The organism is Bacteroides sp. D2, assembly GCF_025147085.1.
Lineage (GTDB): Bacteria > Bacteroidota > Bacteroidia > Bacteroidales > Bacteroidaceae > Bacteroides.
In genome coordinates this window covers 3,053,391-3,069,063 of record NZ_CP102261.1, presented here as the reverse complement: position 1 = coordinate 3,069,063, position 15,673 = coordinate 3,053,391, and the positions used below count along the sequence as shown (strand labels likewise).

Genomic DNA, 15,673 nt, shown 5'->3' with positions numbered 1-15,673 from the left:
AATTAAAAAGTCAACTGTGCGCCAAATGTATAGGTGCGGCTACGCGGATAACGGTCATAATCAATATTGGGTGTCAAACCGGTAGCGATGTTCACCTCCGGATCATAACCACTATATCCGGTGAGAGTAAACAGATTATTGCCCGATACGTAGAAACGTACTTTACTCAAACCTACTTTCTTCGTCCAGACACTTGGTAAGGTGTAACCGAGGGTAGCTGAATTAAGACGCAGGAACGAACCGTCTTCCACGGCATACGACATACAGATGGGGCGCCCGATGGAAGTGGGATTCCACATGGTAGCATTCTTATTGAATTCTGCCAGTACTTCCGGACTATAACGGATCTCATTCCCCATGTCATCGAAGTTACGCCAGCGTTTATCCGAAGCAATGTCCATCAGGAAGTTGTTCTCTTTATTGTCCGCCCACGTGGTCAGCATGATTTTGTTGGCATTCAGTACATCAAAATCATACATAAAGTTGAAGAACATACTCATGTCGAACCCTTTATAAGTAGCATTCAAGCCAAAACCTCCCGAGAATTTCGGAGTGGTGTTACCAATAACAGTACGGTCGGCTTCTGTCAACTGATAAGGATTGGTGCTGTTAGGATCTACCGGAGTGAGTTTCTTGAACTTGGCATTACCGGGACGCGGAGTGTCGGACAATGGGCTTGAATCTACCACTCCTTCTTTCAGTTTCCATGTTCTGGATTTGGAGTCGAAGGATTCAAAATCGGCTACGGTATAGAATCCGTCATTGACATAACCGTAAATCAAACCACTGGTACCACCCACATAGGCACGGTAATCATCCGAGTTCACCACATCATTTCTCCAACCCGAAGTGAGAATCCATTCTTTTTCACCACTTGCCAGTTTGTCAATCTTGTTTTTATTATGACCGATATTAAAGGTAGCGTTCAGTGAAAAGTCTTTCGTCTCTACCAGCCAGGCATTCAGTTGAAGTTCTATACCACGATTTGACGTTTGTCCCACATTGGTCATCAGCTTAGTGTAACCTGTATAACCGGGAATATCCGAAGGCACCAACAAATCTTTCACTGTATTCCAATAAACATCAACAGTACCGCTAATGCGTTCTTTGAAGAAGCCGAAGTCAAAACCAATGTTACGTGTGATGGTAGTTTCCCATCTCACATCGGGATTGTAGACATATTTAGAGTTATAAAAATTGTAGTAATAGTGACTGTTTTCTCCCCAGCCGGCAGGACGGGAACTGCTTACACCATACAATTTCTGATAAAGGTCGGCATCAATACGGTCATTACCGGAAGTACCGTAACTGACTCTCAACTTTAAGTTGGAAACGACCTGATTATCTTTCAAAAAGTCTTCATTAGAGATACGCCATGCCAACGCTCCTGCCGGGAAGAATCCCCAACGGTTACCTTTGGCAAACTTGGAAGAGCCATCGGCACGCAACGTTACTGTAGCAAGGTATTTATCATTATAGCCATAGTTGATACGACCAAAGAATGAAGAAATACGCGAGGGAGAGGCCGCTGACGAGGAGTTCTCGTAAGGAGTACCTAGCGACAAATTATCAAAGACCTTTTCTGCCGTGATATTTTCCGGAAAAAAACGGGTAGAGTAAGTTTTGGTAGTAGTCTGGTTATGCTTGATTTCCTGTCCCAACATCAGACGGATATCATGTACATCTTTTAGCATAAAGTTGTAGTTCCACACGTTGGTAAGCTGCCACTTAGTACCTTGTTTCATGCTCCATTCCGCCACCGGCTGGTTATTGTTGCTACGAGCTTTACTAGTCTCCATACCCCAGAAACGGCGTTGTTCTTCAGAGTTATTTTCGAAACCAAATTCACTACGGAAAGTCATACCTTTCATAATATCCCAAGTCACAGCTCCCATCGTATTGAGAGACTTATTAATTCTCTTTTTATAATTTCTTTTCGATTCTTCTTTGGGATCAAAAAGAGTTTCCTCTTCCAGTTGATCGGGATCGAAATACGTATCGTCTTCAGGAAGTTTCATATATTCATCCAGACCCTTAGTAGGTTTTTGGCGCAAAGCAGTCAACAAACTAACGCCTTCCGTACCGGATCCATCCACTTCCTTATGTAACAAACGCGTGCGGTATTCCAACGTCAGGAATTTAAAAGGCTTGAAGTTGAAAGAAGCATTCATATTATTTTGTTTCAGTCCGTTACCTACCATCACACTCGGTTGGTCCTGATGGATAAAGGATAGTTTATATTTGGCTTTTTCCGTACCACCATTCACACTAAGGTCTACATATTTAGCCACCGGATTGGAACCGAACACCTCGTCCTGCCAGTCTTTTCCGGCATTCCCTTGATAGATATAGTGTTCGTAAGCATGTCCATACTTATTATTGAAAGCTGTTGGGTTAGAACTTTTCTGACGAGCATTTTCATATTGCATCAATACAAATTCGTAAGGGTCCATCACATCCAGCTTGTTAGAAAGTTCTTTGGTCTGCACATAAGTGTTCAGACTAATGACAACCCGTCCTTCAACAGGACGTTTGGTTGTCACCAAAATAACACCGTTCGCACCGCGTGCACCATAGATGGCCGTAGAGGCCGCATCTTTCAACACCTCGATAGATTCAATATCGGTAGGAGGAACATCGTTCAGGCTGCCCACTTCAAATCCGTCCAATATGATAAGCGGACTGTTATCTTGTGTAATAGAACCGCCACCACGCACCAAAATCTTGATTTCTGCATCCGGCGAGCCGTCTACAGCCGTCACCTGTACGCCCGGCAGCTTACCGACGATGGCTTCAGCAGCAGAAGTGGTCTGTACTTTTTCCAATATCTTGCCGGATACGCTGGCGATAGAACCGGTCAGGTTACCTCTTTTCTGCGTTCCATAGCCGATTACGACTACATCGTCCAACATTCCGACAGCTTCTTTCATGTGGATATTAATGTTCGAGGTACGTCCTTTCAACGGTTCTTTTGCTTCTTCCATACCTACATAGCGAACTATCAACACGGCCTTGGCTACATTGGACACGCCAGTCAATGTAAATTTACCGTCCAAATCGGTCGTGGCACCGATCGAAGTGCCTTGCACCGTTACTGTGGCACCAATCACCGGTCCCATGTCGTCGGTCACCGTACCGGTCACAGTAGCAGTCTGTGCCATAGCACCCACCGCTACCCACAGCAGGATAAATATGTTTATGATTATTTTATTCATCATTCTATGCTTTTATTGTAAATAGATTTATTTGCTCCACACCATTATTTCTTTTCCATCACTATTCCGCCTTGGTTCTGATAGTAAATGATATGCTGAACCAGGTTGTGAAAATAAACTTCGATGTTCGGATAGCGTCCGTTAGGATCAACTGACGAACTGATCTTTTGTGCATCACTCGGATCGTTAGGGTCCAGCCCGTAAGCTTCTTCCCAAATATCAGGAATACCGTCACCATCCGTATCTGGCCAGGGTTTCAATGATTTCACATCAATGTAACCTTCAGTATCTGATACCGTATCAATGATACCCGGTTGTTTGGCTTTACCATCTTCTTCGGGCTTGGAACCTATATAGGTGTAAGTACCATTCCTCACTTCACGAACCACACGCTGGTCTATCACATCTCTGCGCAAAGAAGCTCCGGCATATTCGAGCACTCTATCGTAAGCCTGTTCAGCCGTATGATTGGTCAGTTTGCTATAAGGTTGGTAATCTGCCATCTTCATAGCTTGCTTTTCCGCTTCAGGAACCGTACCCAATGAGGAGTCAAATTGTCCCCAAACACCCTCTGTCCAGTTATCAGCCGTGACACCTGTGTTACCTAACACATAATTGCCATTGATATAAGCTCTGGCAGTAGGATCACTTGACAGGATACGGTAAGAACGGTTGTTTGTTCCGGTAGCTGGTCCCGGTTTATAATAGCAGTTGGTCAGGTTGAAAGCAGCATACTTTCCGCCGTAACTGCCTTGTCCTCTTCCACTCCAGTTGTAGTAGACATTATTCCTCACATCGAAATATCCGGTAAAGTCATAAGATTCTTGTGTACCGGGAGCAGACAAATCGGAGATACGCGGGCAGCGGCTACCGTGGTGTGCTAACAGTATGTGGTGGAAAGAAGCATTATCTCCACTAAACATAGCACCATAACCATGAGCACCCTTGGCATGGTTAGACAGGTTCATACTTTCAGAAGCGATACACCATTGTGCCGTGAAGTTCTGTACGCCATAGAAAGTCAGTGTTTCATCCACACTCCATCCGGCTGTAATATGGTCGATAATGGCATCTTTGAAATAGCGTCCGCCAATCGCATCTTCTCCATAATCGGCAAACTGATCGCCCGGACGGCAACGCAAGAAACGAACAATAGCATTCAGACTGCCACCTGCACCAATAGCCGGATCTTTCGACAGGTTAAAGGTGAAGTTGTAATTCTTCAATGTGATACCGTCGCCCGGTGCGGTCTGACCAATGATACTCAAATTAGGATATTCATTCAGATACAGCCCTCTTTTCAGTTCGATGATACCGGATACATCAAAAATGATGGTGCGTGGTTGGTTGGATTTCTCAATTCCGTAGCGTAAACTGCCCTCAATAGGGGTTTCGTTTTTGTTATAATCTGCCAGCGTAGTCACACGATAGATTTCGCCGCCACGACCACCGGTAGTAAAACGACCGCCACCTTCGGCACCCGGGAAAGCGAGTATAGAAGTAGAATGATCGTCACCGATGCTTGTATCGGGTTTACCATATTGGAAGATGGTAATTACTTTATCCAACATCTCTACCGTTGCTGTACGTGGGAAGACTGTTTCATTATTTTCGATATTCAATACGACTTCATTGGCAGTAGAGTTTTTCTTATCCTGCGTAATCCAACTCTCGGATATTACAGCATCGTAATCTACCGGGTTTTCTCCTTGCGGAGCCGAGATAACCAGTTTAGGACATTTATAAGGAATGATATACTCATCCTGTTCTATCGTCACCTCACCGCTTACACCGTCTTGTGTCACTTTCAGGACACGCTGCAATGTATAATCTCCTACGGATTTGAATATCAGGACGGCTGTTCTGGTTTTGTTTGCATTTGCATCTACGGCAAATGTTACTTCATCCGTCACAAAACTGCGGGTTCTGGGAGTTGCTTCCTTCAACTTGATCCAGTCGTACTCTGCTGCTATCTCCAGTTCCCATTCCACATTTGCCACTACTTTGCAGGTGAATGTACCTCCCCGGAATGACAAAGGGTCTGATGAATAATCAAACAAAATATCGGGATCGGCCCCCAGTTGCTCTACGCTAATCTCTTGTTCCAATGTCGAGCCTGCACCCGACATTGATACTTTTACTGTTCCGGTGCGCTTGGGACCGTCTGTATTCTCGGTAAAAAACAAACGGAGATCACCATTCCCCTCTCCGGAGCTTTTTGATATAGTCAACCAGTCGCCTGTCGAGGTCACTTCGGCAGTCCATGTAGAGGTAGCCGTTACGTTGATTGTAAACGAACCGTCTACGTTACTCAACTTCACCTCATTCTTCGACACTTCCAGTTTGGCAGCTGTTGCACCCGCATTAGATTCGTCGTCCGAACTACATGCGCTCAACAATCCTACCAATAATATGAATAGAAAATATCTCATGTTTTATATCTTTATATTGTTAATACTCTATTGATTATTTAATCCAATGCGGATCACCAATTCCATTTGTATATACTTCGGAGTTTTTATCGGTAATAGTGAAATCTCTACCAGCCACATCTTTGAAGAGTGTTTCCATAGGGAGAGCTGTTTCTACCGGTATTTCAGCAGTATCAACTCCCCAGTTAGCCACTACAAAGCCATTGGTGCGATAGTTATTCTCGAAAGTCTTGCTTGTGACGTTTCTTGTAGTGAACCAAGTTCCCTGTCCGACTTCACAAACACCACTAAAGAGATTATTACGGACAACTAAGTGGAATGAAGAGGTATTCTTCGGATTTAAGTCGAAGAAGGTCATTGCAGCAGGAGCCATACTCACAAATGTACAATTCTCTATTGTCACATTCAATTCGCCTGTCATACTGCCCAAACCGGTTATCAAAGCTCTTGTCAGATTGTTGGCATGGAACGTAGAGTTCTTGAACACAAAGTTGTGTACCGGCGCGTCCTGCTTGGTAGAAAGACCGAACAGGCCACTTCCACCGGAATTCAAACCTAAGAAACGACAATTCTCAATCACAATATGATCGGCAATCTGTTTCTGTGCAGCATCTACTTCCTGATACCACATTGTACGTACCAAATCGCTGATTTCACAGTTCTTCCAAGAGATAGTAGATACATGGAAAGCTTGGTTTTTAAACTTAAAGAAATCGGAAGTTGTCACCTTTATTTTCAGATTCTCGAAGTGGAAGGCTTCAATAATGGCATCAGGACAGTTGATACTCATGTTGCCCATTTCCATAAATGCCAATTCTTCACCATCACCCGGTGCCTGTCCCATGATGTAGAGAGCTTTCGGTATTTCGGTCTGTGTACCTAATTTATAGGTAGCACCTGCTTTCAGGAAAAGTTTCACCTCATTTACAGAAGCATCCGCCAGCATTGATTTACAGATTGATTCAAGGTTCTCTTCCGGACTTACATATCTGTATCCGTCAGGAATTCTCATCGGAGCTTCCGGATTGATATCTTCTTCGTTCCATCCTTCCGAAGCAATTGTTACAGTGTAATCTTGTATGATCGGTTCATCTACGTTGTTCAGTGCAAATGCCACTTGTACCGTATCATCAGGCAAGATAGGGAATGTGCCATCGATAGCTTTAGATTGGACTACCGTATTATTCTTATCCAGATAGTCGATACGCACGGATACTGTTCCGCCTTCGCTTTGCGTTTGAAACAATACAAAGTCATCGGTGTAGTTCACTCCACCGGTTGTTGTCTCTTTCTCGCGTTGCACATCTGTCGGAGCTTTTACAAAAGTAGCATCCGATAGTTTATATCCTGATATTGGTGAAGAAACGACTGCGCGTAATTTCGAGTAGCTTTTATCCGATTTACGATCGGTAGACTTCAGACGAAGCACACCTGTACGATTGTACATACGCACACTAAGCGGTTCGTCGAACGGGGATTTATACGTCACCGGTGCCGAAATGGCATATTTTGTTTTAGCCGTCGGATCCTGATGTATCACAATATCATTCAGATTCTTCGGACTGGGAATAGAATCGGATTGTGTGGTAGAAATAATGTTATAACTCCCATTGGGCAACTGAAAGCGATAAAGCGACGAATAGTTGGCTACATACTCACCATCGGCTGTATAGATAAACAGGGGTTTGTTAGAGGCACCTGTGTTCACCGCCCACGGTTCGTCATCCAGAAACAGTTGTATCTCTTTTACTACCGAAGTGGCATATCGTTCTTCTTCCGAACAAGCTGTTATTCCCAACAGGAGCATTATTCCCGTCAGTGAATAGAATATATTTCTCATATAACTCCTGTTTTAAAATTCTGAAACTTCTATTGTAAACGGTTGAGTGGATGTACTCTTATACATGACTGTGCGTACCGAAGGCCACGGCTCGTCCAAGTAATTCTCATCCGTAATTTTCATATGTACGGTAGAACGCTTGGAAGACTCAAAGCCTATACCGGTATCAAGAGGGCTGATGATGCGATTCACCTCCTCGCCTCCTTTCAGATATACCACATCTATAGATGTTCTGGAATCTCCATTCACTGTGGGAAATGAATAAACCGAAGCTCCAAAGCCGGTAGAAAGATTAGTGGAGATGGTCACATTTTCTGTAATACATTCTTTACTCTTTACTTTATAGCCTATTGCCACATTTGTAAAAGTGACATTCAACTGGTCAAAACGAGTGATAGCACTCAATTCCTCCTCCGTCTCTTTCGGCTGGAACACTGCTTGCCCGACTAAACGTTTCAATTCTACGTTGAGCGAACTGACCGAGTTATCTGAAGTAAAGCCTACGACATCCGAAATATAAACCGGCTTTTGAATATGAGCATCCTGATAAACTACCACTTTGGAAAGACTATCTGTATCCACCAGATGATCGGCATTTGCCACGATGAAGGTTTGCAGATTTTCTCCTAAAGGAAGGTCGACTTTTAAATCTCCATTATTTAAAGGGAGATTTTTTCCATATACCATGGAATCTTGCAGGTAGACATAAACACCGACCTCTGTAATTCCATGTTCAGCAAAAGTTTCAAGACTAGCCCTACTGAAAGAAACGCCAACCGGGTGGGTTTCGGGCACATTGGGAAGTTGTTCATTCGGTTTCCATTCATCATCCATTTGCTGTGAACAAGAACAGCAAAGCAGAAATGACAGAAGAAATAAACTTGCTAGATGTTTCATAAATATTAGTTTATATATAATTTAAAGATATACAATTATTAAAAGAATAAAAATTCTATGCCCTTTTTCTTTAAAAGGCGGATTCAAGCCTAAGGAGGATTGGCTATTATAAGTGCTGGCTTCATGTTTCTCATTTGTTTAGATTTTCATTGTACATTAATGATGTTTTTCGCTAGAGTGATTTTTTTGTTCTTTCACCAGTGCAAAATTGAGGATTAAGCAAGAGAAGATAGAGTAAGATTTAGTAGAAAAGGAGTAAAAAACGGACTGGGGTAAAAAAGTGCCCCTCTGGTATAGCCATGCACAAAAAAGATATGCCCTTCAAATGTTATCATAAAACACCTGAAGGGCATATCATCTAAATTCTCCGCATTGAACGGGGAATTGCTGATTACCTATTTGTTCTGTGCATCGACTATATGTTGCACCAAACTATTCAAATATACCTCAAGATTCGTATATTGTCCATTCGGATCTTTCGTTTTTGTATTTCCATCTACGGGATTATTCGGATCAAGTCCGTTTTTTATTTCCCACTCATCAGGTATGCCATCACCGTCCGAATCTACCGGTGCCGAAAGACCTGCTATTGATAATTCCGGCCAGGGAGAATCGCCTGTGTCTTTGGGGCTATTGATAAATCCGGGTTTATTTCCTTCTCCGGTGAAAGTTGCCGTTCCTTTCCGGGTGTCGGAGATGATACGTTTGTCTACTTCATCACGATAATTACAGCAACCTGCATAGTTCATCACCTGTTCATAAGCCTTGTCAGCCGAATAAGTAGTGATTACTCCAAAATCAAGAGGTTCTTTCAGACGGATAGATTCTTTGGCATCTTCTGTCCAGAGGAAATCTACTTTTTCATCATTCTTCAACTGGGCATAGACTCCGTCCGTCCAGTTATCGGCAGTAACTTTGTTGTTACCTTCTATCTTATTTCCATCAATATAGAAAGTTCCCCATTTCTGCAGGTAAGGTTGAAAAGCTAAGTTCTTTTTGGGTTCTCCATCAACGTAAACATAAGCTTGCGGATAAACTCCGACTTTGGCAATACGATATTGCACCTGTTTGGAAGCCTGTTTTGTTGCCGGTCCCGGTTTATAATAGTTATTGACGATATTGACATGCTGATCTTCCCCGCCATAGCAGCCGTTTCCAGCCCAGTTGTAGAAAACATTATTCCGGATATCAACACATTCGCCAAGAGCTAATGTAGAAGGACGAGGGCCCAGACGAGGCACGCGACTCTCACAGTGAGCGATCAGGTTATGGTGATAAGAAGCTTTATGTCCTCCCCAATTGCCTCCATATCCATGTGCCCCTTTTACATGAGTCGCTTTTCTTAATGCTTCAGAGCCAATACACCATTGTACCGTAGAGTTTTCCATACCATAAACGGAAAGACATTCATCTACACTCCAACTGACAGAGCAATGGTCTACCATAATATCTTTCTTATCACAGCCGCCCAACCCATCGGGTTCTTTCCCACTGGCTTCTCCGGGGCGGAAACGAAGAAAACGGATAATTACATTATTAGAATTAATAGAAAAGCCATAATCAGCCAGACAGATTCCTCCGGGAGAAGTCTGTCCTGCAATGGTGAGATGATCTTTCCCTGTTCGTAATTCCGATTTCAGATGAATCGTACCTGCCACATCAAAGACAATCGTTTTAGGTCCATTTTGTTTCAAAGCCCAACGTAAAGTCCCCTGCGAACCATCGTCTTCCAAAGAAATCACATGATACACTTTACCACCACGGCCGCCTGTCGTGTATCTACCGTGTCCTTCAGCTCCGGGAAAAGAGATCACTCGATCTTCCCGGCCGCCTGTCTCCTGTTTTTCGGGTATGTCATAGGAAAAGGACATCATTCCTCCCGCAACCATTGCCAGCAGACAAACATAAACTAATTTTCTTTTCATTTCCTTATTCACATTATTAGATGATGGAAACAAAAGTAGTGGAAGCTTTTCATTCTGACATTCATTTTTTGACCGATATGGGGGAAAAATCAGTTTTTATGATAAGATTGAACAAATTTTAGATCCCCAGCCGCTCTTTTAATAACCGGTAACCGGAAAGACTTACTTTAAGTTTCACGCCAGTCTTCAATAACAACTGATAAGTTTCTTTTCCGAAAAGCTCGACCCGCGAAATTTGTGTTACGTTGACAATCGTAGAACGATGCACACGCACAAAAGTATCAGGAGACAGATGGGTCTCAAAATATTTCATAGTTTGTTCTTTCAGATATTCTCCGGTAGGGGTTATCAACATTACATAATCTCCACAGGCTTGTATGTAGATCAGTTCGTCTGTCTTTACCAGATGAATGCGGGAACCGTCTTTCACCGTAATGCGATCTATTAATTCTGTCTGTGGTTCTCCTTGTTGTTCGGTCACAGTTAGCTGATGTGCAGCCAATTCTTTATCCAGTTCCTGATTCTGTACTTCTTCTTTAGTTACGATCAGGCGATACCATAAAGTAATGGCAATCAAGGTTGGCAGCCCGAACAATAACCGGAAAGGTATGGTCTGCACAAAAGGAATATAGGATATGCCTACAATCCTCACCATGATATCACAGATCATAAAACTACCCGCCAGCCATAATAGGCTTCCAACGATTATCATGATTATATCCGTCTGGAACAACGAAACAAGACCGACCACAAACCAGGCCAAATAGGCTATGGCTGCCAGCCAACCAATTGTTGCCACTCCATCTACCAGAGCAGGAAGATAGTCGTTTCCGGTATATCCACAGACTAAAGCCACCTGTGTCGCAACCAGAATAAACGCCAGCACCAGCATCGGAATCCAGCGGAATGGATAATCTATTATCGGATGTGGTTTCATACGCTAGTCTTTAACTTCCAAGCCTCCGAAAGAAAGCGTTCCACGAATGACCAATATATTCTCCTTGTTTACATTCCCATTTTGCCAGCGTTTGTCATCACATCCTCCAAAGAAAGCATTGCATTTGAAGACGACTGTCCAATCCGACGGGACATAAATCTCGACTCCTCCCCAACTGCAATCCAAATCAATATAGGTTTCTCCCGGTGCAATATGGGTATGGCGAAGATCAATAGTCGTCCCCCCGAAAGAGGTACGAATCATGGCTCCTTTAAACAACTCATCAAGTACTACGTGACGTGCAGCTCCCCAGACATTCTCCGAACGCAAAAAGCCATCTACTGATTCCGATTGTTGTTGCTCACTCTCAAAGTTCATGCCGGGTCTACCCTGATGCATCTTCATCCATTGCCGACGATGTTCCATTGTATGCTGACGAGCCCATTGCGCCCTCTTATTTCTGCCGGGTTTGAAGATAAATAAAACACCTGCTATTATCAGAGCGAGGGGCCACACCATTGCCTGTGAATTTTCCGGCAACCAGGAAAGTCCTCCTATCAGAAAATAGACACCCGCCAGAAAAAGGATGATTCCACCGATGAAATGGCGGCGAATCATTGCATATATACCTAATAATATAAGGAGTGAATGCCAGGATACGATCAAATCAAATACTTCTGAAGTTATCCATCCCATATTACGGGCAAACAGTAGAATCCCGGAAAGGATAAAAAGCAAAGCTATCAGTATTTTACCGGAAAAGCCTGTAGCACGGGGAAAATTTTGTTTCTCTTCCATTGTTTCTATTATTAATTGATTAATGGTTCAAAGATATATCATTTCCCTATGCTTCCACAGGCTTTTCAGTTGATTTACGGTATAAATTCCGATGAATGCCGGATAAAAACCGGTGAAAAAATCAATTTATAAATCTCTGATTCGTATATTTGCCGGCCTTTAGAACACAAATAACACCCTTCAAAGCTAATAACTACACCTCGCAACAAACTAAAAAACAAAAAATACGAGGTGAAAAACAAATATTGCACATCACTATATCTTCATTCTCATACTTTTGTAGCGATGAATGAACTCTCATCGGGATTTTTATGAAATATCAAACAACAACCATTAATTAATAAACATGCAAAGAATGTCTAACAAAGTGAAAAACATGCGCTCCTTATTGCTAATACTATTTTCAGCAATATCGCTTAGCGTATCTGCGCAAACGATTACCGTAAAAGGTAACGTGAAAGACACCAGCGGAGAGCCTGTTATTGGGGCCTCTGTTGTAGAAAAAGGTAATACTACCAATGGTACGATTACAGATTTAGATGGTAATTTTTCTATTAAAGTTGATGGCAAAAAAACATTGGTTATTTCATACATAGGTATGAAAACTCAAGAAGTAGCCGTTCAAGGTAGAAAAACAATTAATGTACAAATGGTCGACGACTCGAAAGCTTTGGACGAAGTCGTAGTAATTGGTTACGGTACGGTCAATAAAAGAGATTTAACCGGTTCTGTAGCCTCTGTTAGTGCCAAAGACTTAGCTGCTATACCAGTAGCAAGTGCATCTGAAGCCCTTACCGGTAAACTTGCCGGAGTTAGTGTTACTACTACTGAAGGTTCTCCCGATGCAGATATAAAGATCCGTGTTCGCGGTGGTGGTTCACTATCACAGGATAACTCTCCTTTATATATTGTAGATGGTTTCCCTGTTTCAAGCATTAGTGATATCGCTCCCTCGGAAATTCAAAGCATCGACGTATTGAAAGATGCTTCTTCCACAGCCATTTATGGTGCCCGTGGTGCAAATGGTGTAATCATCATTACTACCAAGAGCGGAAAAGAAGGTAAAACGCAAGTAGACTTCGGTGCTTCTTTCGGTTTTAAACAGGTAACCAAACTGACTGAAGTCTTGAGTCCTTACGATTTCGTTGCTTATCAGCGTGAAATCGGTTCTCTGGATTATGGAAACTTTGCCGATATGGATATCTGGCGTTCTATTGATGGTACCGATTACCAAGACGAGATGTTCGGACGTACTGGAAACCAGCAACAATATAACATTAATGTAAGTGGCGGAACCAAGCAAATGACTTATAGTGTCAGCTATGCCCATAATGAAGAAAAAAGTATCATGCTTAATTCCGGCTTCAAAAAAGACAATGTAAATGCAAAAATTAAATCAGAACTGAATAAATGGATGACACTGGACTTTAACGCCCGGTTAAGTTACTCTACCATTGACGGTTTAGGTGGTGGTGCTGATACCAATGAATCCAATGCTGCCAATTCAACTGTGGCTAATGCTACCGTATTCCGTCCGGTTGATTCACTTAAATACAGTGATGACGACGAAGAAAACAGTTCGGCACAACAGAAATCTCCATTGGAACGTCTGCTTGCAACAGATAAAACCCGCAATACTTTCAACCAGAACTACAATGTAGGTTTAAACTGGAAACCATTCAAGAACTGGACATTCCGTTCCGAATTCGGATATGGATGGAAGTTTGACGATACAGAACAGTATTGGGGAGTAGATGCAGTATCTAATTCTAAATATGGATATAACGGTCAGCCACAAGCCTACCTATTGAGAGAAAAGACGATGAGCTGGCGTAATGCCAACACATTGACCTATGATAACAAAAAACTGTTCAAAGGTCGTGATAAACTCAATGTATTGATCGGACATGAAGTAAGCAGCAGCCAAAGGAAATCAATAGAAAATGTATCTGTAGCTTTCCCTGTTACTATGAATTTCGATGATATGAAAGCAAATATGGGTTCGGGCAAAGCTTTAGCCAACCAATCTACCATTGCTGCAAAAGAAAACATATTATCATTCTTTGGTCGTGTGAACTATACTATGATGGATAAATACTTGCTTGCTGTTACAGTACGTGCAGACGGTTCGAGCAAGTTCGGTTCCGGAAATCGTTGGGGTGTTTTCCCGTCAGCAGCTTTGGCATGGCGTATCTCTGACGAGGCTTTCATGAGTAACACTCAAGACTGGCTGTCAGCTTTGAAACTACGTTTAAGCTTCGGTACTGCCGGTAACAACCGTATCAATTCCGGTTTGCTTTCCACCACTTACTCTTTGGGAGGTAATGATGCACGCAATCCTTTCTTCAACGGAGAAAGCACTACCATGTTGGAACATGGAACGAACTTATACAACCCCGATTTGAAGTGGGAAACAACAGTTACCCGTAACATCGGTATTGACTATGGATTCTGGAACAATCGTATCTCCGGTGCTATCGACTTTTACTGGAATACAACCAGAGACTTATTGATGCGTACTGAAATTCCTTCTCTCTCTGGATATAACTATCAGTACAAGAACTTCGGACAGACATCCAATAAAGGTGTAGAATTGTCTGTTAGTGCTGTTTTATTTGATAAAAAGAATTTCTCTTTGAACTTCAATGCCAACATTGCTTACAACCGCAACCGCATTGATAAACTGAATACAGACTCTCCCTGGCAAAGTAGTAACTGGTCAGGTAGTACAATGGCCAAATACGAAGACTTCCGCGTAGAGAAAGGCGGACGTTTGGGTGAAGTTTGGGGATATAAGACAAACGGTTATTATACCGTATATGATCCTGTCACCAACCCTACCGGCGAACTGGTTTGGGCAGGTAGCGAATGGGGATTAAAAGACGGAATGCAAGATAACAGTCCTACTATCACCGGTGGTAAATACTATCCGGGTGGTTTGAAACTGGAATGTGATAAAGATGGTAACCCTCTCAAACAACGTTTGGGTAACACTATCGCTCCTACAACCGGTGGTTTTGGATTCGATGGTCGCGTAGGTAATTTCGACTTCAATGTATTCTTCAACTACTCTCTCGGAAATGTAATTGTCAATGGAACAAAACTGGCAGCTTCTTTCCGTTCAGGTTCAAGAACCGGTTATAACTTAAACAATGATTTCAGACTGTCTAACCGTTACACATGGATTGATCCGGAAACTGGTTTGAACCTGTCGTCCAGCTCTACAGATGTCCTCAATACCTATGGAGACATGACAACAGCAGGATTACGTCTGAATGAAATAAACGCTAACGCCAATATGTACAATCCGGCCAGCGCTACTACCATGCAGCTGACTGATTATGCAGTAGAAAAAGCCTCATTCCTGCGTTTGAATAACATCACTATCGGATACTCTCTTCCGAAAACAATTGTAAGGAGAGCGTTTATGCAGAATGTGAGAATCTATCTGACAGGATATAACCTGTTCTGTTGGACTAACTACAGCGGAGCAGACCCTGAAGTCGATACAAGCAGTAAGAAAAATGCGATGACTCCAGGTATAGATTACGCCGCTTATCCTAAGAGCCGCACATTTGTGGGTGGTATTAACGTTACATTCTAATTAAAACATTAAACAGATTGATCGT

The 15,673-nt window shown here is 42.7% G+C and carries 8 protein-coding genes; 1 reads left to right on the top strand and 7 read right to left on the bottom strand.

Annotated features, from left to right (window positions below):
• Positions 1–2: 2 nt before the first annotated feature.
• The 7 genes from NQ505_RS10685 to NQ505_RS10655 all read right to left on the bottom strand — a co-directional run bounded on the left by NQ505_RS10685 (position 3) and on the right by NQ505_RS10655 (position 12,044).
• Positions 3–3,215, bottom strand: a complete 3,213-nt coding sequence (locus NQ505_RS10685) for a SusC/RagA family TonB-linked outer membrane protein (protein WP_004305284.1) — start codon at positions 3,213–3,215, stop codon at positions 3–5.
• Positions 3,216–3,259: 44 nt separating this feature from the next.
• Entirely contained in the window at positions 3,260–5,647 is a 2,388-nt protein-coding gene (locus tag NQ505_RS10680) for a BACON domain-containing protein (protein ID WP_009000420.1), read from the bottom strand.
• A gap of 34 nt (positions 5,648–5,681) precedes the next feature.
• Complete coding sequence (locus NQ505_RS10675) at positions 5,682–7,487, bottom strand: DUF5123 domain-containing protein (protein ID WP_008650719.1); 1,806 nt, start codon at positions 7,485–7,487, stop codon at positions 5,682–5,684.
• Between the two features lie 12 nt (positions 7,488–7,499).
• Positions 7,500–8,384, bottom strand: a complete 885-nt coding sequence (locus tag NQ505_RS10670) for a hypothetical protein (protein WP_004305286.1) — start codon at positions 8,382–8,384, stop codon at positions 7,500–7,502.
• Positions 8,385–8,779: 395 nt separating this feature from the next.
• Positions 8,780–10,309 carry a pectate lyase gene (locus tag NQ505_RS10665; protein ID WP_009000419.1) on the bottom strand — a complete coding sequence of 510 codons (1,530 nt, stop codon included), beginning with the start codon at positions 10,307–10,309 and terminating at the stop codon, positions 8,780–8,782.
• A gap of 118 nt (positions 10,310–10,427) precedes the next feature.
• Positions 10,428–11,246, bottom strand: a complete 819-nt coding sequence (locus NQ505_RS10660; RefSeq protein ID WP_004301518.1) for a LytTR family DNA-binding domain-containing protein — start codon at positions 11,244–11,246, stop codon at positions 10,428–10,430.
• 3 nt (positions 11,247–11,249) lie between these two features.
• Positions 11,250–12,044: a LiaF transmembrane domain-containing protein gene (locus tag NQ505_RS10655; protein ID WP_004301517.1), complete on the bottom strand. Its 795-nt coding sequence runs from the start codon at positions 12,042–12,044 to the stop codon at positions 11,250–11,252.
• A 346-nt stretch (positions 12,045–12,390) separates the two neighbouring features.
• Between NQ505_RS10655 and NQ505_RS10650 the strand changes: the two genes are divergently transcribed.
• Positions 12,391–15,648 carry a SusC/RagA family TonB-linked outer membrane protein gene (locus NQ505_RS10650; protein WP_004301515.1) on the top strand — a complete coding sequence of 1,086 codons (3,258 nt, stop codon included), beginning with the start codon at positions 12,391–12,393 and terminating at the stop codon, positions 15,646–15,648.
• The last annotated feature ends 25 nt before the right edge of the window (positions 15,649–15,673 follow it).